Source organism: Bacillus sp. FSL K6-0972 (genome assembly GCF_037976035.1).
GTDB lineage: Bacteria > Bacillota > Bacilli > Bacillales > Bacillaceae > Bacillus > Bacillus haynesii.
Genome location: NZ_CP150260.1, coordinates 3,536,193 through 3,557,183, shown reverse-complemented (window position 1 = coordinate 3,557,183; position 20,991 = coordinate 3,536,193). Strand labels below are relative to the sequence as shown.

The window sequence follows — 20,991 nt, the reverse complement described above, 5'->3', positions numbered from 1 at the left end:
CAAAAAAACAGCTTTCTCAAGAAAGCCGTTTTTCAGCCGTTCCAGTATTTTCGGTCCTCAGCGGCAGGAAGAGTGAATGAATCTGTTTCAACCGTGCGGGCGGTAAGTTGGGCGGTCTCGTTTTCTTCGCGTGCATGTTCGCCAGCTGTGCCATTTTGGCAGATGATGTCGAGCCGCTCGGCCACTATGGCGTTGTGTTTCTCCTGCAAGTCGATCAATTTGCCGATGCCTAGCAAAATGAATCCGCCAATGAAGCAAAAAAACGGAGTGGTGAGGTATGTGCCGATCGTAAAGAAAAGCATCGACTGCGAATCCTCCATAAACGGATCATAAGCGACATCACTGATAATGAATCCGGACAGAATGATAGCCGCTGCAATCAAAAAAATGCCTGTCATGTGCAATATCCGCTTCAAGCTCATCACCCTTTCAAACACATTCTATCAGAAAAACGGGCCGCTATCTGCTTTTTGTCGCACCTTTTGTCCCAAAGTCCTGAATCGTCGCTTTGATATGATAGTCGATATAGGCTTCGCTGAAGTGCTTATCCCAATTGGATCTGTCTCTTTCCCATTCCTTCGGAAAATTGATCCGCGCATTGTCGGAAAGATCGGTGACGTCCGTTTTGATATCGTGCTGCAGGACATGGATCAGCTGTTCAACCCGCTTTTCGATGTCTTTTTGAACCGATTTTTCTATGTTTTTAATATATTGATCATTAAAAGAATCCTCTCCCAGATACCAGTCCTCTGACAGCCTTCCTTTAATATTGGCATTGATGACAAATTTGTACTTTCCGTTCTGCCTCATCGTCCGTACACGGTGGGTCATCGAAAACACTTCATACGAGAACAAATGTCCATCATGCCTGGAGTCGATCACCCCGCCGATGACATTACCCGTTAATAAATTCAGCGCTTCGATCTGAGGGGGCGAAAGGTTTGCATGGTATCTGTTGTTTTTGATGACGGCGCCGCCTTCAAGCTGGAGCTGCCCTTTCTCGGTGACAACCTTCGGCATGATATAAGATAAATCAGACTGCATTTTGATCGAAATGTCGTTCAATGTGACAGGTTTCAGCAGCTTGATCGTTGAAGCTCTGTTTTCAGAGATGCTGTGGATCACGTCAGACGCGGGATCACCTGCATCATCAACCTTCAATATGCTGTCGGCCGCTCCGGGCGTCATATAGACTTCACTGCTCCTTCTGATGCTGTTGTCCCTAATAAATTGATTGATCAACGCTTCCAGCGAAATATCGGATACAAGCTCCTCCGAGAAAATCAGAACTTGCAGATGCTGCGAGAATACCGGGAAATTTTTCAAAGCGGTGGAACGGATGGTTTGATGAACCGTGTTTCCGGAGGTGGACACCACTTTGGTCGGGTCCTGAGCGCTGCCGTCTTGTCCGATTTTTTTAGGAACAATAAACTGATACGTTAATTTCACCTTTTTATCGTTCTCGCCTTTATCCACACCAAGACCGATGGCAATGCTGAGCTCTTCGATCTGCCTGCTGTCCCAGCAGCCTGTTAAAAGGAGAAGCAGGGACAAGGCTGCTAACATTCCCTTTTTTTTCACGAAGATGTAAACCTCCTTTTGACGGACACGAGCAAAAAGATCAGCAGCGGGAGCGCACAGAAAACAACGATAAAGATATACCCAAGGTAATCGCTGAAGGCGACCACCTGATTGGCGTCCTGGGGTACAAGAGATGCCAGATAGATAATGGCGCCGATGAAGAGGACATTTTTTTTCACAGGCCATCCGAACACGTTTTCAAGTCCTGAAGCGGCAAAGTACGTATAGACGACAAACGTTGTGAAAAACTGGATCGTCCAAATGACGAGCAAAAAAGATTCGAACCGTTCGATGAAAATTCCTCTTATCTCAAAAGACTGAAATAACGAGATCGTCGGCCATGTCAACGTCATAACCTCAGTCGCGGTCAGCGCCCCGACAACGACCACAAAGGTGAGGGTATATAAGAAAAGCGGGATCCCAAATCCGATCGCAGATGCCTTAAAAAGCTTTTCTTTGTTTTTGACGTATTTCGGCAGAAACATCATCAGCTCCACCCCTAAAAATGAAATGGAAACCACCGTCAAAGCTCTGCTGACCGGTTCCAATCCAAGGCCGAGGACCGGCCGCAAATGGTTCAGCTGAAACATATTCAGGCTCAGTCCGTAGACGATTAAAAGAATGACAATGGTAACGGACAGGAAGAACGGGAATATCTTTGACATATCGCTGATACCCCCGACGACCAAATAAATCGCACAGACGATAAAAGCAAAAATCGTCACGCTCATCGGCGTGAACTGAAGAAGGAAAAACTTTGCCATTTCCGCCATTGCTCTCGCTTCAAAGCTGGCCACGCCCATGAAGTATAAAACGATTAAAAGGTTGAGAATATTCCCGATCATAAAGCCGCAGCCTTCTCTTGTGTAATCAAAAAAAGACAGGACGTTGTGTTTTTTAACGATTTTGGCATTGATGTAGATAATGAGAAAAAAGACGAGCCCCTCTAAGAGTAATACGATCCATCCGTCGGGCGACAGCGTCTTTTGCGTCAGCGCCCTGGGCAGCGTCAGCAGGCCTGCACCGAGCATTGTGCTCGTAATGATCGAAGCGGCTTCATACGTGCTAATCCGATCGTGCTGATTTTTTGGATTCATTTTTAGGGTTCACCTCCCGGTCTTTTGTTGGCAGACGAATGATGGCTTCATCCGTATGTTTTAAGCTGAAAAAATGGTTCGGGTTAAAATACGGGATGCCGAAGCTTCTTTGCCTGACCAAATGGGTGAAGATGACGAGCATGCATAATATAATCCCGTAAAGCCCGAACACGGCTGCAGTCACCATGGAAATAAAACGAAGCACACGAAACGACAGACCCATGCCGTACTGCGGCACAGTAAAAGAAGCAAGGGCGATAATGCTGACGATGATCACCATCACGGAGCTGACGATATTAGCTTCGACCGCCGCCTGGCCGATGACGACGCCTCCCACGAGGCCGATCGTCTGACCTAGCGGATTGGGAAGCCGCAGCCCTGCTTCCCGTAAAAGCTCAATCGTCACTTCCATAATCAGCGCTTCAAGGAGCGGAGGAAACGGCACATTTTCGCGCGTGCTTGCGATCGTAACAGCGAGAGCCGTCGGCAGCATACCTTGATGAAAAGACACAAGCGAAATATAAAACGCCGACAGGAACAGGGTGATGAAAATTGAGCTGAACCGGAGAAATCGAATCAAGGTGGTAGCGATCCACCTTTCATAAAAATCGTCCGGGGACTGCATCACCATTCCGAAAGAAGCAGGCACGATCAAGGCAAATGGCGAGTAATCAACAAAGATTGCGATCCGTCCATTAAACAACGCTGAAGAAACCTTGTCAGGCCTTTCGGTGTTCTGGATCTGCGGAAACGGCGAGTACTTATTATCCTCGATTAACTCTTCAAGAACGCCCGAATCTTGAATATCATCCAGCCGAACCTTCTTCAGGCGTTTTTTAAGATCTTTAATGATCGAATCGTCCGCTTTGCCCTGGATATAGAGAATGGTCGCGTCTTTAAACTTGCTCTTGCCGAGCGGGACTTTTTCAACGGTCAGTTCTTTATCCGGGACACGCTGCCTGACCAGGGCCACATTTGTATCGACATCCTCGATAAAACCGACTTTCGGGCCTCTGACGACGTTTTCCGTATTCACTTCTCCAAGGCTTCTTTTCTTTTTCTCGGCTGTCGGCAATGTAAAAATAACATTCATGCCATTGATCAAGAGCAGGCACTTTCCTTTAAAGATCGCGTTGATTGCGTCTTTCTCTTTTGTGACAGGTTCCGCATTCAGCTTATTTAAACGGAGCCGGACATCCTCCAATGAATAAGAGCTGTCATCGGAGACCAGCAATTTCGCAGCTTTCTGGATTTTCTTGTCGTCATTCAAATCTTTAAAGTACAAAAAATAAAAAATAATTCCGTTTTTCAGCATTTTTTTATTTTGAATCAGATCATCGTTGTGCTCGAGATGGGGAAGGAGCATTGCGAGATTTTCATGGATGTGTTCTTTGAATTCCGACTGAGTCATGATCGTCACCTGCCCTGGTGTTTCTGGAGTTTGATATAGGTTATCTTTTCCTGTTAAAAAAACAATATACTGTGTTACAGTAGTGTTTGGTGAAATTTTCATTGAACAGAGACGGAGTGAGAAAAGTTGGCGCAGATCAGGCTTACGGGGAAACCGGAAGAGATTGAACGCATTATCCAATCTTTTTCTAAGCATTATGAGGTTTCATATGTATCGAAAGAATACGGCAAGACAAACCCGAAATATAAATATGCAAAAGATTCCCGAGTTTATATTGAGCTAAAATTAAAATAAAGATAAAATTTAAATGGAAGGGTTTTATCGATTTTTATCGAACTATAGAATATCGCAGATTTATAGAAGGAAGGGATACGAAAGTGGACTACAGAATTGAAAAAGATACGATGGGTGAAGTCAAGGTTCCCGCTGATAAGTTTTGGGGAGCCCAAACCCAAAGAAGCAAGGAGAACTTTAAAATCGGTTCTGAGAAAATGCCGCAGGAAATTGTGTATGCGTTTGCAATCTTGAAAAGAAGCGCTGCGATTGCCAATGAAAAGCTTGGAAATCTTGAAGCGGAAAAAAGGGAAGCGATTGTTTCCGTATGCGATGATATTTTAGAAGGAAAGTATGACAGCCATTTTCCGCTCGTCGTCTGGCAGACCGGCAGCGGAACACAGAGCAACATGAATATGAATGAAGTCGTGGCAAACAGGGGAACGGCTTATTTGCAGGAAAAAGGATCAAGCTTGAAGATTCATCCGAATGATGATGTCAACCGCAGCCAAAGCTCTAACGACACATTCCCGACAGCGATGCACGTGGCTGCTGTCCTCGCCATTCACGATAAACTGATCCCGGCGATTGACCGCTTGAGAAGCACGTTGCATGAAAAAGCTGAAGCGTTCAAAGACATTGTCAAAATCGGCCGCACTCATTTGCAGGATGCGACACCGCTGACATTGGGACAGGAAATCAGCGGCTGGGTATACATGCTGGACCGCTCTAAAGAGATGGTTCTTGAAGCGGCTGAAAAAATCCGCGACCTTGCCATTGGCGGAACTGCCGTGGGAACAGGCATTAATGCTCACCCTGAATTCGGAAGCACCGTTGCCCAAGAGATCAGCGCCCTGACCGGACAGACATTCAAAAGCTCGCCTAATAAGTTTCATGCGCTGACAAGCCATGATGAACTGACACACGTGCATGGGGCACTAAAAGCGCTTGCGGCAGATCTCATGAAAATCGCCAATGATGTCAGATGGCTTGCAAGCGGACCGCGCTGCGGAATCGGCGAACTGCTTATTCCGGAAAATGAGCCGGGAAGCTCGATTATGCCTGGAAAAGTCAACCCTACGCAAAGCGAAGCGCTGACAATGGTCGCATCCCAGATCATGGGGAATGACGCAACGATCGGCTTTGCTGCAAGCCAGGGGAACTTTGAGCTAAACGTCTTTAAACCGGTGATTATTTACAACTTCCTGCAATCCGTTCAGCTTCTTGCCGACGGCATGAATTCATTCCATGACAAGTGTGCGGTAGGAATCGAGCCTAATCGGGAAACAATTGAAAAGAACCTAACCAACTCTCTCATGCTGGTTACGGCTTTAAACCCGCATATCGGATACGAAAATGCGGCGAAAATCGCGAAGCTGGCCCATAAAGAGGGGCTGACACTGAAAGAAGCAGCTCTCAAGCTGAACCTTTTAACAGAGGAGCAGTTCGACGAAGTTGTAAAACCTGAAGAAATGGTGAAACCGAAAGCATAAACAACAAACCGGCTGCATGCATTGCAGCCGGTTTTGTTTTGCAGATCATCCGTGCGGATGGTGCATGTCTTTTTTGATCAATTCAGCGAGTTTGTCCGTTTCTTTTCGAATCGCGGGATATTCCTTCAAGTTGGATATCATGCCTTTGATGATGACGTTTTTGCGCTTTTCTTTTCTCAGCTCTTTCTCCAGAATATCCAGGCTTTCGGCAAGGTCGGCAGGAGGAGCGCCGTTGTACTGCTTGTTCGCTTTGACGCGCATTTCATTGAGCAGGGCGTCCTTCAGCGGATCAAATGTGTAAAACGGGCCGAACCATTCGTCTGCTTTTTCGAACGAGATCAGCGGCTGGTCATTGCGCTTGATCATCCCCTTCGCCAAATCATCGAGGCGGTTCAGCATGTGGTCGGCAAGAGACTGCAGGTCGAACGAATGGTGCAGCAAAATCATCAGCTCAAGGTAGACATCGCTCATTCCGTTGATCATAAAGCACAGTTCGGCGCTGTACGGTTCAATGTCTTTGCCGTAAATGTTCTGGATGTTTTCGATGTGCAGCCTGAGCGTGGTTCTCCGCATTTTTTTCGCAAACGCTTCAATTTCTTCATTGATCGGCATTGACCGCTCATTAAACTGCATCGTGATAAACTCTTTATGCTCCAAAATGTTTTCGAAAAAAACGACGAGTTGCATCCGGTACACATCGCGCGGATTGTTATGCTCTGTTTTGATTTTCTGGATTCGGGTAAAGATTCTTTCATAGTAGTAGTGAAGGACTGAAAGGAGGAGCGCTTCCTTTGATTTAAAATAAATGTAGAAAGCTCCTTTTGACATTTGGCACTCTTTTGCAATCTCCTGGACTGAAGTAGAACTGTATCCTTTTTTTGCGAAAAGTTTGATGGCTGTTTCAATAATGACTTTCTCTTTTTGTTTCATGGCTTTCACCTTCCTGAAAGATCGAACCCGAAAGCGGCTTTCGGCGAACCGGGGTGACTGATGGGTCACTTTTTTTGCTCCGTTATATTTTTAACTAGATTGTAACTTGTTTTTTTGTTTGATATTATTTATATTATAAAGTAAGGTGACCGAGTGGTCAAAATTTGTGGAGAAAGGGTGAATGTTGATGAAAGAAATCGATGACATGATCAGGCGCCTGCGCAGCAGGGGAATTAAGGTAGACAAAGTCAAATATCCAAAGCACGTCCTGTGCGAAAAGAAATGGATGAAAAAGCCAAAAAACACGATGAAGCCGAGCTACCGGGATTTCAACGGCTATTCGTTTATATGAAAAAAGACTGCAGCGTCTACAGTCTAATTTCGCGGAACGGATATTGAGTAGCACACACCGGTTTGATCATTCCGAATGGTCATGTCAGCATGGTGGAGCGTTAAGATTCGTTTAACGATGCTGAGTCCAATGCCGAATTCGCCTTTCTTCCCTTTATTAAAAGGCTCATATAGGCTGGAAAGCATCTCTTCTTCAATGTGTGGTCCGTCATTTTTAATGGTGATCAACGTATGTTTTTTCGTCGACCTGACGCTGATTTCAATGCATGACTCCGCATAGCGGATCTGGTTTTCAAGAACGTTTTCCAACAGCTTGCTCCATTGTTCTTGATCGCCCGTCAACATTGTTTCCTCTTCAAGATCAATCTTCCAGTTCAATTCTTTTTTGGACCATCTCAAGCGTTCAACAACTTCTTTAATGACCTCTTGTATATCAAAAGTTCCGTACTGTCTTTCTTGTCTCAGCAAATAATCAAGCTTTGTTAAATAAAGAAGATCTTTGATTTTCTTTTCGAGTTTTTCCGCTTCGCCTTCAATGACTTCAATCGTGTTTTCCAAATCTCCTTTAGGGTAAATGCCGTCTTTGATCGACTGGGTATACCCGCGGATGACCATGACCGGCGTTTTCAGATCGTGGGAGATGTTTTGCAGGAGCGTGCGTTCTGTCTCATCTTTCTGGATGAGCTTTTGCCGCATGTCTTCAATAGTGTGCCCCAGCTTGCCGATTTCGTCTTCCCTGTCGACAATCACGGGATCATCCCAATCCTGTTTAGAGATTTGTTTGACGTGCTTTTCGAGCGTGACGAGCGGTCTTGATAAATATTTCGCCAGCCAGATTGAAGGAATCCAGCTCAGCAAAATGACGACGATCAAAATAAACAGCAGCTGCTTAAACAGCGTATGTGACAAATCGTCCCTGTATGAATCAAGCGCATAGGACAACAGCAGAAACGTCTGGTCCTGGGTCTGGATTTTTTTGAGCACAAAGAAAACGTGCTCTCCATTGACATTCTCCGAATACCTTTTCGATGACTCGTCCTGTCTTTTGCCGAGCTTCTGAACCTTCTCGATAAATGAATCGGGGAGAATCTGCGGGCTCTGATAGACGGTTCCTTTCTCAGGCAGCAGGACGTGCTGAACGTGGCGGTTTGTACTTCGCGATCCGCCGCTTCCGCCGAAGCCTCTTTCCGGTGAATCGGAAAATCCGTATTCCGTCAGAACATGCTGTTCATTTTCAATGTTTGTATAAATTTCATCAGTAAAAAAGTTCTGCAGTGTCGTCGAGAATAAAAACGTCAGCAAAATCGAGACCGTTAACAGGATGCCGCAAATGACACTCCAAATTTGAAAGGCGAGTGACCTGTTCTTCATGATTTCAACATCCTGTAGCCGAACCCGTAGATGGTTTCCACTTTCAGTTCGGGCATTTTCTTGCGCAGCCTTCTGACAAGATCGTCGACGACGCGGTCGGTTCCGAAGTAATCATCTCCCCAGACGCTGGTGAGGATATCCTCCCTTGAAAAGGCGCGGCCCTGGTTGTTTATAAATAGAAGCAGAAGATCAAATTCCTTTGACGTCAAATTGATCATGCTGCCATTTTCATAGACTTCTCTCAAGTTTTCATAGACTTCATAGCAGGAAATCGGCGTTCCTTTTTTCTTCTCTCTCGGTTCTTCTTTATATATCAGCTTGAGCAGCTTTTGGACGCGGATGATCAGCTCCCTGGGGAGAAACGGCTTAGATATATAGTCACTGCTTCCCAGCTCAAGCCCCAGCACTCTGTCAATATCGGCATCGCGCGCAGAAATGAAGATGACGGGGACTTCCGGATCTTGTTTTTTTATTTCTTTTATTAGCGTATACCCGTCGATATCTGGTAACATGATATCGAGAATCCATAAATGAGGTGACTGGCCTATTTTTTGCCTGGCACTTTCGCCGTTTAGAAAAGAAGTGACGTGCCAGCCTTCACTCTCTAAGTATTTTGTCAGCAATTCATTTAAATTCTCTTCATCTTCAACTAGATAAATGGAGTATGACAAGGGCGGTTCACATCCTTTCTACGTCATTATACTAGTTTTAACATAAGACTGGTCAATTTTCATAATTTCACATATTCTTTTCATTTTTATCCCACAATGTTTTCGTAACATATTTATCAGGGAAGAAAGGGAATGAACACAGAGTGAACGACGGCCGGGTCTCTTTTTTTGTGGATGTTAAAGCTTTTATGCCATTTGCGATAGTTGAAGACAAGAAAAATAAAGGAAGTGTACGCTTATGGATTTTAGACGCGATGACGAACAAAAACATGCAAATGAAGAGCAGCTTCACGAAGAAGCGCAGACGCCGCAAACGGCAGGTTCTGAGGAGCAGCAGTCAGAACAGCCGGCAAAGGAGCCCGAGCTGATTTTAAAGAAGGATACAGACGATCAGTCAGATCTTACGAATAAAGAAACCGCTGCAGCCTTGGAAGATGCCAGGGAAACGAGAGCGGCAAAAGAAAAACGGCGTAAGGCTTCGTGGCTGAGCCCGATTTTGGGCGGCATCATCGGGGGCGGCTTAGTGCTTGGAATCTCCCCGTATCTGCCGGGCGATCATCCGAGCGAAACCGCCGGAACCGGACAGACAGAGCCAAAGCAGTCGCAGAATTTCACCACAAAACCTGTCACGAACGCAGATAACGTTCCTGATATGGTGGAAGATTTGGAACCTGCGATCGTCGGAGTTTCAAATATTCAAACGAGCTTCGGCTTCTCTGAAGACGACGTGGAGGAGAGCGGCACGGGATCAGGCGTCATCTTTAAGAAAGACGGCGGAAAGGCCTACATTATCACAAACAACCACGTCGTTGAAGGCGCTTCGAAGGTGACCATCTCCTTATACAACGGTAAGACCGCAGATGCCAAGATTATCGGCAGCGACGCTTTGACTGATCTGGCCGTTTTAGAGATCAGCAGTAAAGGCGTTGATAAGGTTGCAAGTTTCGGAGATTCCGCAAAACTGCGCGCCGGCGAAAAAGTAATTGCGATCGGGAACCCTCTCGGCCTGCAATTTTCAAGAACGGTTACAGAAGGCATCATCAGCGGTGTCAACCGGACGATTGAAGTCTCCACATCTGAAGGGAATTGGGATATGAACGTCCTTCAGACAGATGCGGCGATCAACCCTGGAAACAGTGGCGGGCCTCTGATTAACAGCAGTGGGCAGGTCATCGGTATCAACAGCCTGAAGATTAGCCAAAGCGGTGTTGAATCGCTTGGTTTCGCGATACCGAGCAATGATGTTCAGCCGATCGTTGACGAGCTTTTGGAAAAAGGAAAAGTGGAACGGCCTTTCCTAGGTGTGCAAATGATCGATATGCAGCAGGTGCCTGAACAGTATCAGCAAAATACGCTTGGCCTTTTCGGAGACCAGCTCAATAAAGGCGTGTACATCGATAAAGTATCGCCGAAATCGCCTGCGGCTGACGCGGGTATGAAAGCCGGCGACGTCATCACCAAAATGAACGGCAAAAACGTCGAAACCACTTCAGACCTCAGAAAAATTCTTTATACAGAAGCAAAAGCAGGAGATACTGTCACATTTGAGGTGCTGAGAAATGGAAAGCAAACAACAATGAAAGCAAAACTTGCGAAAAGCAAATCATAAATAAAAGCCATGGCGTCTGCCATGGCTTTTTCATATTACTTGTCCAAAAATGAAGAAAGCATCCAAATTTGCTTATCAATTTCCTCTGTCAGGGCGATATAAAGGTCAGCGGTAGAATGATCTGATTTGTCTTCCGCCAGTTCGATGGTATGCTGAATTTCATCGCGGATTTGACGGTAATCGCTGACAAGTGCGGAAACCATTTCTTCGGCCGTTTTTTCGGAACCGTTTTCCGCGATTGTGCCGTGGTCAAGGTATTCTTTCATTGTGGCGAGCGGCTGTCCGCCGATGGCCAGCAAGCGTTCCGCGACTACATCTGCTGTTTCTGCGGCATGGTTGTAAAGCTCTTCGAATTTTTCATGAAGGGTAAAGAACTGCGGCCCTTTTACATACCAGTGAAAACGGTGAAGCTTCGTGTAGAGGATGAACCAGTTTGACAAATTCGTATTCATTGAGTTTTCAAGTACAGGATTTTGCTGTTTTAATTGTTGAGAGATCATGTAACATTTCCTCCTCGTGTTTTTCATTTGTTAATTATATTATAACAAATATAAAATTAAAATCAATACTAAATTATAATTATTTTAAATAACCTTATTTAAACAATTTTTTAATGACCGCACGTTCCCAAATTCGCCAAGGCAGGGCGCTGTGGAGAAGGATCAGGAGGCGGACGCCCTTGCCGATCGGATAGCGCAGCCTGTTCAGCCGCTTTTTTGCAGCGAGGCGGCAGATCAGTTCAGCCACATCATCAGGGTTTCCGTAATGTTTGCGGCTCGCCGCAATGTAGGAAGAGATCCGCTCAAAATATGTACTGTACCGTGATTCGGCTTCAGGTTTAGTGACCTGCGCGGCAAACGATGTCTCCCAAATCGCCGTCTGATACGATCCCGGCTGAACGACGGCCACATCGATCCCGAATGGACGGAGTTCGAGACGGAGGCTTTCTGAAAAGCCTTCAACCGCATGCTTTGATGAAGCATATGCCGAGAAAGCGGGGAAAGCGATCCGCCCGCTGATGCTGCTCAGATTGATGATTTTGGCGCCGCTGTGTTTCTTCATATAAGGAAGGACCGCTTTCGTGACCGCCAGCAGGCCGAAAACATTTGTCTCATACTGTTTTCTGTAGTCGTCAAGAGAAAGCTCTTCAGCAAATCCGCCGTATGCCGTTCCTGCATTATTGACGAGAACGTCGATCTGTTCGTACCGTTTCAGCTCTTCGGAAAATGATGAAATCGATTGTTCGTTTGTGACATCAAGTTCAGCGACGGCAATCGATGACTCGATCGAAAGCTCTGCTATGCGGTTCCGCAAAGCTTCCGCTTTTTCCGGATGGCGCGCCGTTGCGATTACGAAATGAGTGCCGGTGAGTTTTAAAGCGGTCAATAAACCAAATCCGCTTGTCGCGCCCGTTACGATGGCGATTTTATTGTTCAATGAGTTTCCTCCATTCAAAATTTTGGTTTGTTGACAATAAAAGGCTTGTCAGCGACAGTTTATCATTGATAAAATTTAAAAAGTGCTAAAAGACCTATTTTTATAAAAATTGCAAGCGAGAAAGAAGGCAGGGTGACACGATGAATGTTAAACGATCCCTCCTGTTCATTATTGTACTATGTCTGACGCTGTTTTTTCATAGTTCGGCTCAAGCAGGAGAAAAAAACAAACCGGAAATCAAAAGCGTTTCCGCCATATTGATCGATGGGAAATCGGGGCAGGTCCTCTATGAAAAAAACAGCCGCAAAAAAATGTATCCAGCCAGCATTACCAAAATTGCCACGGCGATTTATGCAATAGAAAACGGAAATTTAGAAGATCGTGTGAAAGTCAGCAAAAATGCCGCTCAAACAGAAGGATCAAGCGTATATCTGGAAGCGGGGGAGTCGGTACCGTTAAAACGGCTGCTCCAAGGGCTGCTGATGAATTCGGGAAATGACGCCGGTACGGCGATCGCGGAACATGTCAGCGGAAGCGTGAAACAGTTTGCGGATGATTTGAACGCGTTTATCGCTGAGCATGCCGGAGTGCATGACACTCATTTTATGAATCCTCACGGACTGTTTGACAAAAATCATTATACGACGTCCGCCGACATGGCGAGAATTACCGAGTACGCCATGAAAAACAAAACGTTTCGAGCGCTTTTTTCGGAAAAGCAAACGGCTTGGCACGGACAGACGTGGGACACAACGCTGAAAAACCATCACCGGATGCTGACAGGTGAGATTCCTTACCAAGGTATAACCGGCGGCAAAACAGGGTTTGTGAATGAATCAAAGCATACCCTTGTCACGACGGCAACGCGGGGCAGCCTTGATTTAATCGCGGTCGTCATGAAGGCCGACAGCAAGAAAATGATGTACAGCGATACAAAAACGCTTTTGGATGAGGGATTTCGCAATTACGAGACACAAGAACTCAAAAAGGGAGAAGCGTTTACTGATCAGAACGGGACGAGCCATGAACTGAAGGGCCCTTTATACGTTACGAAAAAGAAAGGCGAAGTTCTGAGCGAAAATGTAGACAGCGACGGAATCCTTAACATTAAAGGGGAGGACGGCAGGCTGCTTCAGGCCCTGCAAATCGCAGAACCATTCAGCGCGGAAATGACAAGCGGTACAGATGGTGTTCACGGTCAACCGCAAAGTAAAGGCGGATTGTTTTTATTTGTGTTCGGCCTAATCGGCTTATTGACGGCAAGCTATGCGGTCAAGCGGATGAGGCAGCTGTAATATGATAAGGGAAGAGGCGCGCCGGCTCACAAGCCGGCCGTTTTTTATTTGCCCTGAAAAGGCAAATTTATCTTATAATGGAAACAAGCCAATGAAAGGGGACGGGAACAATGACATTTCATCAACTGAAGGATACGTGGGATCTTGAGGTTTTCTTTAAAGGCGGGAGCGGCTCCGCCGAATTCCGCCAATATTTAAATGAGATTAAAACACTGCTTTCAACTTTTAAACGCTCTGCCGAGGCTCTTACCGTTTCAAAAAGAAGCCTTGATGAATTGAAAGAAACCCTGGCGCTTTTTGAAACAATTGATGTTAAAATCCGCGAAGCAGACGCTTTTGTCGGATGTCTCCAAGCCCAGGACATCACGGATTTAAAGGCGAATGCCCTTAATTTTGAGGTCACCCAGCTCGCTGCCGATGCGCAGAAGGCGCTGGTCGTGCTTGACAGCAAATTTGCCGTTGTCCCAAATGAAGAATGGGAAGCGATCCTTCAAGATGAAGGCATTTCCGATATCGCTTATATTTTGAATGAGAGAAGAGAGCGGGTAACGGAAAAGCTTAGTTCCGAACAGGAAACATTGATTCAAGGCTTGTCTGTTGACGGATATCATGCCTGGGGCGATATGTATGACAGCATCGTCGACCAAATTCAAATTCCGTATGAAGAAGATGGCGAGACGAAAATTCTGTCTGTCGGACAGGCACAGAACCTGACATCTAAACCTGATAGAAAGATCCGCCGCTCTGTATCGGAAAATTTGGACCACGGTTGGGAACAGCACGCTGATTTGCTTAGCAGCACCCTGAATCACCTCGCCGGTTTCAGACTGAACGTCTATGAGGCGAGAGGCTGGGACAATGTATTGAAAGAACCGCTGGACATCAACCGCATGAAGCAGGAAACCCTTGATGTCATGTGGCAGGTCATTATTGATCATAAAAAGCCGTTTGCAGACTATCTTTTCCGGAAGGCGTCTATGCTCGGGCTGGATAAACTGAGCTGGTATGACGTCGAAGCGCCGCTCGGTTCAGCAGCAAAGGAATATTCGTATTCAGAGGCAGCAGCTTTTATTACCGGGCAGTTTAAAACGTTTGGAAAAAAGCTCTCCTCCTTTGCCGAAAAGGCGCTCAGAGACAGATGGGTTGAAGCTGAAGACAGGGGAGGCAAACGCCCGGGCGGCTTTTGCGCCAATTTTCCGGACAGCGGGGAATCGAGAATATTTATGACATTTTCAGGAAGTCAGTCGAACGTTTCCACCCTGGCGCATGAGCTTGGCCATGCCTTTCATCAGGAATCCATGCTGGACGTCAGGCCGCTGAACAGGGCGTACGCGATGAACGTGGCGGAAACCGCGTCCACTTTTGCAGAAATGATCGTGGCTGATGCGGCGTTAAAACAAGCCGGTTCAGATGAAGAAAAACTCGTCCTTCTGGAAGATAAGGTTCAGCGGAGCGTCGCCTTTTTCATGAACATTCACGCAAGGTTCCTATTTGAAACCCGCTTTTACGATGAACGAAAAAACGGCGTCGTATCCGCCGGAAGGCTGAACGAGCTGATGGAAGAAGCGCAGAAAGAAGCGTTTTGCGGTGCGCTTGGCGAGTATCATCCGTATTTTTGGGCATCAAAGCTTCATTTTTATATTACGTCTGTCCCGTTCTACAATTTTCCTTATACGTTCGGCTATTTGTTTTCGCTTGGCATTTACGCGCAAGCGCTGAGAGAGGGGGCGGCATTTGAAGAAAAATATATCGCCCTCTTAAAAGATACAGCCTCCATGTCTGTTGAGGAACTGGCCATGAAGCATCTCGGCGCCGATCTGACAAAGCGGGATTTCTGGGAAGCGGCCATTCAGCCGGCTGTCCGCGATGCAGAAGAATTTTTAGCGATGGCATAAAAGGCTTCCGCTAAGAGATTGAATGAGTTTCCGCAAAGTGGACATAGCTAAGGATAATGTGCATAGAGGAGATGAACGGTATGAACCAATTTCGGATGGCCGTTATCGCTCTCGTCATGATCCTGATGACCGGCTGCCGTTCCATAGCGGAAGAACATGCAGAAGGCAAGGAGGCCGTTCCCGATAACGCCCCTGTTTCAGATGCGGAAAGCGTGCCTTACGATACATTTGCATTGGAAGTAAGCTATGGCCGTGGAAAGCACAATACGTTTGAAGCCGTATACGACAAACAGGAGCGGGAAGAAGCATCAATTAAAGACCATCTGAACGGAGCGGACCGCGAAGGGGAAGAAGCTTTAAACGAAATGAAAATGGTTTTAAGCGAGCTTTCGGTCGCCAAATCCGATTCAAAGCAAGACGTGATCAGCAATGTGCTCGAGGCTTTCAATCTTGACGAACGATATGACCGGTTTCATCTGCGGGTGAAATGGCCGGATGGTACGTCGAGAATCTATAACGGAAAATAAACAAAAGAGCATTTCCGCCATTGGAAATGCTCTTTTTTGCTTACGATTTTAAAAAGTATTTTTCGATGTCATCTAGGAACAGATACGCTGCTTTTACACCGCCGGCCGTCGTCCAGATCGCATCGTCGACTTCATGGGCGTTTCCGGTTTTTACAGCGTTCAATTTTTTCCAAAGCGGATCGCTTGTCCAATCGTTTTGCCACGTTTCAGCTTCTTTTTTGCTTTCGGCAGGTTTATATGTGAAATAGAACAGGACATCCCCATCCATGTCAGGGATCGATTCTTTATTTTCCGTCATAAAAACAAATTTGTCGTCTTGTTTCTCAAACAGTTTTTCCTGTTTTTCAGGATACTTGAATCCGAGCTGATCCAGGATGATTCCCGGGAAAGAATCTTTATAGTAAATCCTTGATTGGCCGGCCATAAATCTGACAACCGACACCCGTTTCTTTTTCTTGTCGCCGAGCTTGTCGCTTAATTCGCTGACTTTTTTATCGAAATCTTCTAAAACTTCTTTGCCCTTTTCTTCTTTGTTTACAGCTTTCGCGTAGAGGGAGAAGTTGTCTTTCCATTCGCCGCGCAGTGTTTCAGAGAAGACTGTCGGAGCAATTTTTTCAAGCTTGTCGTATATTTTTTCATGCCTCATTTTATTCCCGATAATTAAATCAGGCTTCAGCTCGGCAATCGCTTCGATATTCGGTTCGCCTTCGAGTCCGACTTGCTTAACGCCTTTCATATCGGCTTGAATATGCTTATACCAAGGGTCGCCTGTCCAGGATTTGACTGCACCCACAGGTTTGATTCCGAGTTCCAAAAGCGCTTCGGTTCCTTCATTTGTCAGGACGACGACTCTTTTTGGGTCTGCAGGCACTTGGTCTTCCGTACCCATTGCATGTTTAACGGTGATCGTATCTTTATTCTCTCCGCCCTTTGCAGAGTCATCCTTGCCTCCGCCGCAGGCTGCAAGAATTGAAATCGCTAACAAAGCGATAAATCCAACAACTGACCATCTCTTCATGTGTGTCCTCCTTATGTATGTAAGTCATTCAACCTGATCATAATTTTTGCTCAGAATTTTGTCAATTGTTAATTGAAAATGATTTTCAAGATCATTGTTATCTGATACAATAACCAGTAGATGTTTCAGTCAAACTAGGAGAATTTTAATTTATGCTCTTAAGAACGAATAAATATAGAACAATCGCACTACTGTCGTTTATTTTGGTGCTGGTTGCCGCCGTTTGCGCCAGTATCGTATACGGTTATACGAATACTTCATGGTCGATGGCTTACAAGGCTTTTACCGACTTCAGCGGCTCTAATGAACATCTGGTCATCAAAAACGTGCGTTTGCCGCGCGCGCTGATTGCTGCAACTGTCGGCGCTTCCCTCGGGGTTGCCGGCGCTTTAATGCAGGCGATGACAAAAAATCCGCTTGCTTCCCCGGGAATTTTCGGTGTGAACGCAGGTGCCGGTTTCTTTGTTGTAGGAGCGCTGTTCTTCTTTCACGTCGGTTCGCTTCAGGCGATTGCATGGATCTCGTTTTTCGGTGCAGCCTTTGCCGCGATTGTCGTCTATTTTGTCGGCTCTCTCGGAAGGGAAGGGCTGACGCCGGTCAAGCTGACGCTTGCAGGGGCGGCGATGTCAGCGCTGTTCTCCTCCCTGACGCAAGGAATGCTTTCCGTTAATGAAGCAGCGCTTGAGCAGGCATTGTTTTGGCTTGCGGGCTCTGTCCAGGGGCGCGATCTCAGCCTCTTGGTCTCCGTCCTTCCTTATATCTTACCGGCATTTATCATCAGCTTTTTACTCGGATCTAAAATCAATGTCTTAACGATGGGGGAGGAAGTGGCCAAAAGCCTCGGCCAGAAAACGTGGCTGATTAAAGCGCTGATGGCGGTTTCGATTGTCCTGCTTGCCGGGGGAGCTGTCGCCGTGGCCGGGCCGATCGGTTTTATCGGCATTGTCATCCCGCATTTTGCAAAATTTATCGTCGGCCACGACCATCGCTGGGTTCTTCCGTACTGCGCCGTGCTGGGAGCGATCCTGCTCGTATCCGCAGACATTGGTGCAAGGTACCTGATCATGCCTGAAGAAGTACCTGTCGGCGTCATGACAGCCATCATTGGAACACCCATTTTTGTCTATATCGCGAGAAGGGGGTTCCAAAAATGAAAAATTACCGCACGCTGAGAATCGGAAAAGGCGGCATTTCACTGTTGATCGGCAGAAAAGCGCTGTTTTCGTTCATGATCCTATTGGTGTTGACGGCTTGTGCCGTCGTCCTCAGCGCCGGCATCGGTGAACGTTTTATTTCTCCAGGCGCCGTCGCGAAAACGTTTTTGGGCATGGGTGATCCGGCCGATGACCTGATCATCATGTCCTTCAGGATGCCGCGGATTTTGGTCGCTCTGTTTGCCGGAATCTGTCTGGCGGCAGCCGGGTCGATCCTCCAGGGTCTGATCCGCAATCCGCTCGCTTCGCCGGATATCATCGGTGTGACCGGCGGGGCTTCAGTCGCCGTTGTCTTGTTTTTAATGCTGTTTTCCGATAAAAACAATGCGCTTACGGTCAGCATCAGCTGGCTCCCGGTCGCCGCATTTATCGGCGCGGCTCTCGCCGGAATGCTCGTTTATTTTCTTTCATATAAAAATGGCTCTTCGACTTTCAGGCTCGTTTTGATCGGAATCGGATTTTCGATGCTTGCCCAGTCGCTGACGACATTGTTTATGATAAAAGGACCGATATACAGAATGTCCCAGGCGAACGTCTGGATTACCGGATCAGTATATGGGTCCAACTGGCAGGATGTGAACATTTTATTGCCGGCTGCGCTTGTCCTTTTGCTGATATCCGCAGCCGCTGCCAGAAACGTCAACATCCAGACGCTCGGCGAAGAACTGGCGACAGGAGCGGGCAGCTCGGTTCAGCGGAACCGCTTTTTGCTCCTGCTTCTGAGCACGGCTTTTGCCGGAATCGCCGTTGCCTTTGCCGGAACTGTCGGATTTGTCGGTTTGATGGCCCCGCATATCGCAAGAAGGCTTGTCGGATCATCATTCGGCGCCCTCTTGCCGGTTGCCGCGCTGATCGGAGGATTGCTCGTGCTGATTGCCGACATCATCGGACGCACGCTTTTTTCTCCCGTTGAAGTGCCTGCCGGTGTGTTTACTGCAGCGATCGGCGCCCCTTACTTTATCTACTTGCTGTATAAAAGCAGAAACCAATAAAAGGAGAGATTTCATTTATGAGTGCCATTTCAACAGAAACGTTAAGCTTAGGTTATGGAGAAACAATCATTATTGATGAGTTAAACTTAACGATCCCAAAAGGTGAAATCACCGTATTTATCGGCAGCAACGGCTGCGGTAAGTCGACTCTCCTTCGGTCTCTCGCACGTTTGATGAAGCCAAAGGGCGGTTCAGTGCTCCTCGAAGGCAGCTCCATCGCCAAACTTCCGACCAAAGAAGTGGCAAAGGAGCTGGCCATTCTTCCTCAAGGTCCTTCGGCTCCGGAAGGCTTGACCGTTCTCCAGCTCGTTAAGCAGGGGCGGTATCCTTACCAAAACTGGCTGAAGCAATGGTCAGCAGAAGATGAAGAGGCCGTGCAAAGGGCTTTGAAAGCGACAAGAATGGAAGAACTGGCTGAGCGCACAGTCGATTCCTTGTCCGGAGGCCAGCGGCAGCGCGCCTGGATCGCGATGACGCTCGCCCAGGAAACGGATATCATTTTACTGGATGAACCGACGACATACTTGGATATGACGCATCAAATCGAAATTCTGGACCTTTTGTTTGAATTAAATGAACACGAAAAGCGCACGATCGTGATGGTGCTGCACGATTTAAACCTCGCCTGCCGCTACGCTCATCACCTCGTCGCGATTAAAGATAAAAAAATATATGCCGAAGGCCGGCCTGAATCAATTATCAACTGCAAACTTGTACAGGACGTTTTTGAAATGGACTGCGAAGTGACGAAAGATCCGCTTTTCGGAACACCGCACTGCATTCCGTACGGAAGAGGAAGATGCATCGTCCAGCAGGTGGTTCAGTCCCATGCTTAATTTAACAAAAGAGGAGCTTGAGTCATTGCTTCGTTTTCGCCTTGGAACGAAGCAGACCGGCTCCTTATTCTCTGTTAAAGGAAACATCCTCCTTGATGAGGATTTTTTAGGACGTTATGTAGAAGATATTAAAGACAGGCTGAACGCTCCGAATCAAAAAGTTGCGGCTTCAATGCTCGTCAAGCGCAGCGGTATGCTTGCTGCGCTGCATTTCTATCTGTTTACGGTTTGCGGAAAACGCTTGCCAGCCGCTCCTGCTTCCGTATCGTGGGAGCTAGAAGCCGATGATCAAGGTTGGACGCCGTCGTTTTATTTTCACAAAGGTGCTGAGCTTATCGAAGCGGACCGAACCGAAGAACTGAAAAAATTGACCGAAGATATCTTCAGGCTCCATCTTGGCGGCCTGATCGCGGCCTGTCGGCGGGCATTCTCTATTTCAAAGCACATTCTTTGGGAAAATATTGCGGTTTATCTGTATTGGATGTATGACATGCTTCAAGAAGACCCGAAGCTCAAGGCACGGGCGGCGCAAGATTTTCATTTTCTTCTTTATGAAGCTGAGCCCGGCCTTTTTGAAGAAGGTGCGGACGAAAACCCTCTCAAAAGGTTTTATCCCGGACAGCATGCGGAGGATCGGACACGCACGACTTGCTGTCTGTATTATGCAACAGACAAAAACGGCGTCAAATGCAGGACATGCCCGAGAAATAAACGTAAAGAAAGGGTGTCGTAAGTGGAAAGACTCAGGGAGCAGCTGGACGGACTTGTTGAGAAATATACGGAGCTGCTTTTGGGCGAAACGGACGAAGAACTGAAAGAACAGGTGAAGATGTGGATCATCTACAGCCATATCGCCAAAAGCATGCCGCCCCTCGCCAAGCATTGGAACGGCGCTTATCCGGATGCAAAGCAGGAGATAAAAGAAGTAATCCGCCAGATTAAAGAACGAAATGAGGCGCACCGGGCGGCTAATCAGAAAAAATAAGCAGA

General features: G+C 46.9%; 22 protein-coding genes. 12 read left to right on the top strand and 10 right to left on the bottom strand.

The annotated features are described in order from the left end of the window. Positions 1-32 precede the first annotated feature (32 nt). From MKX80_RS18215 to MKX80_RS18200, 4 genes are read right to left on the bottom strand one after another with little or no spacing between them, the layout of a single operon-like run. Entirely contained in the window at positions 33-416 is a 384-nt protein-coding gene (locus tag MKX80_RS18215) for a hypothetical protein (RefSeq protein WP_154998324.1), read from the bottom strand. Between the two features lie 43 nt (positions 417-459). Continuing rightward, a complete protein-coding gene (locus tag MKX80_RS18210; protein WP_154998326.1) occupies positions 460-1,581 on the bottom strand; it encodes a Ger(x)C family spore germination protein in 1,122 nt (373 codons plus the stop codon). Beyond that, positions 1,578-2,678: an endospore germination permease gene (locus MKX80_RS18205; protein WP_154998328.1), complete on the bottom strand. Its 1,101-nt coding sequence runs from the start codon at positions 2,676-2,678 to the stop codon at positions 1,578-1,580. The genes MKX80_RS18210 and MKX80_RS18205 overlap by 4 nt, the downstream gene beginning before the upstream one ends. After that, positions 2,647-4,089, bottom strand: a complete 1,443-nt coding sequence (locus MKX80_RS18200; RefSeq protein WP_154998330.1) for a spore germination protein — start codon at positions 4,087-4,089, stop codon at positions 2,647-2,649. The genes MKX80_RS18205 and MKX80_RS18200 overlap by 32 nt, the downstream gene beginning before the upstream one ends. Before the next feature lie 126 nt (positions 4,090-4,215). On the opposite strand from MKX80_RS18200, the gene MKX80_RS18195 reads away from it, so the two are divergent. Further along, a complete protein-coding gene (locus MKX80_RS18195; RefSeq protein WP_020452898.1) occupies positions 4,216-4,383 on the top strand; it encodes a YvzF family protein in 168 nt (55 codons plus the stop codon). 83 nt (positions 4,384-4,466) lie between these two features. Next, on the top strand, positions 4,467-5,855 hold the full coding sequence (fumC, locus tag MKX80_RS18190) for a class II fumarate hydratase (protein WP_154998332.1): 1,389 nt from the start codon (positions 4,467-4,469) through the stop codon (positions 5,853-5,855). A 45-nt stretch (positions 5,856-5,900) separates the two neighbouring features. Here the strand turns inward: fumC and MKX80_RS18185 are convergent, their stop codons facing one another. Further along, the gene (locus MKX80_RS18185; RefSeq protein ID WP_154998334.1) at positions 5,901-6,785 is read right to left on the bottom strand and encodes a TetR/AcrR family transcriptional regulator; all 885 of its coding nucleotides are present in this window, start codon (positions 6,783-6,785) and stop codon (positions 5,901-5,903) included. Positions 6,786-6,972: 187 nt separating this feature from the next. Here MKX80_RS18185 and spxO point away from each other — a divergent pair, with 187 nt between their 5' ends. After that, complete coding sequence (gene spxO / locus MKX80_RS18180) at positions 6,973-7,137, top strand: anti-adapter protein SpxO (protein WP_023856228.1); 165 nt, start codon at positions 6,973-6,975, stop codon at positions 7,135-7,137. Between the two features lie 23 nt (positions 7,138-7,160). Here the strand turns inward: spxO and MKX80_RS18175 are convergent, their stop codons facing one another. Next, positions 7,161-8,507: a HAMP domain-containing sensor histidine kinase gene (locus tag MKX80_RS18175; protein ID WP_154998336.1), complete on the bottom strand. Its 1,347-nt coding sequence runs from the start codon at positions 8,505-8,507 to the stop codon at positions 7,161-7,163. Next, positions 8,504-9,178 carry a response regulator transcription factor gene (locus tag MKX80_RS18170; protein ID WP_234112258.1) on the bottom strand — a complete coding sequence of 225 codons (675 nt, stop codon included), beginning with the start codon at positions 9,176-9,178 and terminating at the stop codon, positions 8,504-8,506. The genes MKX80_RS18175 and MKX80_RS18170 overlap by 4 nt, the downstream gene beginning before the upstream one ends. 238 nt (positions 9,179-9,416) lie before the next feature. Between MKX80_RS18170 and MKX80_RS18165 the strand changes: the two genes are divergently transcribed. Beyond that, a complete protein-coding gene (locus MKX80_RS18165) occupies positions 9,417-10,787 on the top strand; it encodes a S1C family serine protease (RefSeq protein WP_234112257.1) in 1,371 nt (456 codons plus the stop codon). Positions 10,788-10,822: 35 nt separating this feature from the next. Here the strand turns inward: MKX80_RS18165 and MKX80_RS18160 are convergent, their stop codons facing one another. Together MKX80_RS18160 and MKX80_RS18155 are read right to left on the bottom strand one after the other, a co-directional pair. After that, complete coding sequence (locus tag MKX80_RS18160) at positions 10,823-11,287, bottom strand: DNA starvation/stationary phase protection protein (protein ID WP_154998194.1); 465 nt, start codon at positions 11,285-11,287, stop codon at positions 10,823-10,825. 94 nt (positions 11,288-11,381) lie between these two features. Continuing rightward, on the bottom strand, positions 11,382-12,224 hold the full coding sequence (locus MKX80_RS18155; protein WP_234112256.1) for an oxidoreductase: 843 nt from the start codon (positions 12,222-12,224) through the stop codon (positions 11,382-11,384). A 140-nt stretch (positions 12,225-12,364) separates the two neighbouring features. On the opposite strand from MKX80_RS18155, the gene MKX80_RS18150 reads away from it, so the two are divergent. From MKX80_RS18150 to MKX80_RS18140, 3 genes are all read left to right on the top strand, one after another. Beyond that, positions 12,365-13,519 (top strand): D-alanyl-D-alanine carboxypeptidase family protein, encoded by a 1,155-nt coding sequence (locus MKX80_RS18150; RefSeq protein WP_154998198.1) that lies wholly within the window; start codon positions 12,365-12,367, stop codon positions 13,517-13,519. A 110-nt stretch (positions 13,520-13,629) separates the two neighbouring features. Next, complete coding sequence (locus tag MKX80_RS18145; protein WP_234112255.1) at positions 13,630-15,414, top strand: M3 family oligoendopeptidase; 1,785 nt, start codon at positions 13,630-13,632, stop codon at positions 15,412-15,414. Between the two features lie 80 nt (positions 15,415-15,494). Beyond that, on the top strand, positions 15,495-15,941 hold the full coding sequence (locus tag MKX80_RS18140) for a YusW family protein (protein ID WP_182070092.1): 447 nt from the start codon (positions 15,495-15,497) through the stop codon (positions 15,939-15,941). A 40-nt stretch (positions 15,942-15,981) separates the two neighbouring features. Here the strand turns inward: MKX80_RS18140 and MKX80_RS18135 are convergent, their stop codons facing one another. Then, the gene (locus tag MKX80_RS18135) at positions 15,982-16,959 is read right to left on the bottom strand and encodes an iron-siderophore ABC transporter substrate-binding protein (RefSeq protein ID WP_154998204.1); all 978 of its coding nucleotides are present in this window, start codon (positions 16,957-16,959) and stop codon (positions 15,982-15,984) included. A gap of 152 nt (positions 16,960-17,111) precedes the next feature. Here MKX80_RS18135 and MKX80_RS18130 point away from each other — a divergent pair, with 152 nt between their 5' ends. From MKX80_RS18130 to MKX80_RS18110, 5 genes are read left to right on the top strand one after another with little or no spacing between them, the layout of a single operon-like run. Beyond that, positions 17,112-18,113 (top strand): iron ABC transporter permease, encoded by a 1,002-nt coding sequence (locus MKX80_RS18130; RefSeq protein WP_154998206.1) that lies wholly within the window; start codon positions 17,112-17,114, stop codon positions 18,111-18,113. Continuing rightward, a complete protein-coding gene (locus MKX80_RS18125) occupies positions 18,110-19,165 on the top strand; it encodes an iron ABC transporter permease (protein WP_234112253.1) in 1,056 nt (351 codons plus the stop codon). The genes MKX80_RS18130 and MKX80_RS18125 overlap by 4 nt, the downstream gene beginning before the upstream one ends. A gap of 17 nt (positions 19,166-19,182) precedes the next feature. Beyond that, positions 19,183-20,001, top strand: coding sequence for an ABC transporter ATP-binding protein (locus MKX80_RS18120; RefSeq protein WP_154998210.1), 819 nt, complete (start codon positions 19,183-19,185; stop codon positions 19,999-20,001). Continuing rightward, positions 19,994-20,734 (top strand): IucA/IucC family C-terminal-domain containing protein, encoded by a 741-nt coding sequence (locus MKX80_RS18115; RefSeq protein WP_234112252.1) that lies wholly within the window; start codon positions 19,994-19,996, stop codon positions 20,732-20,734. The genes MKX80_RS18120 and MKX80_RS18115 overlap by 8 nt, the downstream gene beginning before the upstream one ends. Further along, positions 20,735-20,986 (top strand): YusU family protein, encoded by a 252-nt coding sequence (locus MKX80_RS18110; RefSeq protein WP_234112251.1) that lies wholly within the window; start codon positions 20,735-20,737, stop codon positions 20,984-20,986. Positions 20,987-20,991: the final 5 nt, after the last annotated feature.

What these genes read in the sequence shown, in the direction of transcription:
- MKX80_RS18205 (WP_154998328.1), bottom strand. Translation starts at nt 2,678, where the DNA reads ATGAATCCAAAAAATCAGCACGATCGGATTAGCACGTATGAAGCCGCT.
- MKX80_RS18200 (WP_154998330.1), bottom strand. Translation starts at nt 4,089, where the DNA reads ATGACTCAGTCGGAATTCAAAGAACACATCCATGAAAATCTCGCAATG.
- MKX80_RS18185 (WP_154998334.1), bottom strand. Translation starts at nt 6,785, where the DNA reads ATGAAACAAAAAGAGAAAGTCATTATTGAAACAGCCATCAAACTTTTC.
- spxO (WP_023856228.1), top strand. Translation starts at nt 6,973, where the DNA reads ATGAAAGAAATCGATGACATGATCAGGCGCCTGCGCAGCAGGGGAATT.
- MKX80_RS18175 (WP_154998336.1), bottom strand. Translation starts at nt 8,507, where the DNA reads ATGAAGAACAGGTCACTCGCCTTTCAAATTTGGAGTGTCATTTGCGGC.
- MKX80_RS18165 (WP_234112257.1), top strand. Translation starts at nt 9,417, where the DNA reads ATGGATTTTAGACGCGATGACGAACAAAAACATGCAAATGAAGAGCAG.
- MKX80_RS18160 (WP_154998194.1), bottom strand. Translation starts at nt 11,287, where the DNA reads ATGATCTCTCAACAATTAAAACAGCAAAATCCTGTACTTGAAAACTCA.
- MKX80_RS18150 (WP_154998198.1), top strand. Translation starts at nt 12,365, where the DNA reads ATGAATGTTAAACGATCCCTCCTGTTCATTATTGTACTATGTCTGACG.
- MKX80_RS18145 (WP_234112255.1), top strand. Translation starts at nt 13,630, where the DNA reads ATGACATTTCATCAACTGAAGGATACGTGGGATCTTGAGGTTTTCTTT.
- MKX80_RS18140 (WP_182070092.1), top strand. Translation starts at nt 15,495, where the DNA reads ATGAACCAATTTCGGATGGCCGTTATCGCTCTCGTCATGATCCTGATG.
- MKX80_RS18135 (WP_154998204.1), bottom strand. Translation starts at nt 16,959, where the DNA reads ATGAAGAGATGGTCAGTTGTTGGATTTATCGCTTTGTTAGCGATTTCA.
- MKX80_RS18130 (WP_154998206.1), top strand. Translation starts at nt 17,112, where the DNA reads ATGCTCTTAAGAACGAATAAATATAGAACAATCGCACTACTGTCGTTT.
- MKX80_RS18125 (WP_234112253.1), top strand. Translation starts at nt 18,110, where the DNA reads ATGAAAAATTACCGCACGCTGAGAATCGGAAAAGGCGGCATTTCACTG.
- MKX80_RS18120 (WP_154998210.1), top strand. Translation starts at nt 19,183, where the DNA reads ATGAGTGCCATTTCAACAGAAACGTTAAGCTTAGGTTATGGAGAAACA.
- MKX80_RS18115 (WP_234112252.1), top strand. Translation starts at nt 19,994, where the DNA reads ATGCTTAATTTAACAAAAGAGGAGCTTGAGTCATTGCTTCGTTTTCGC.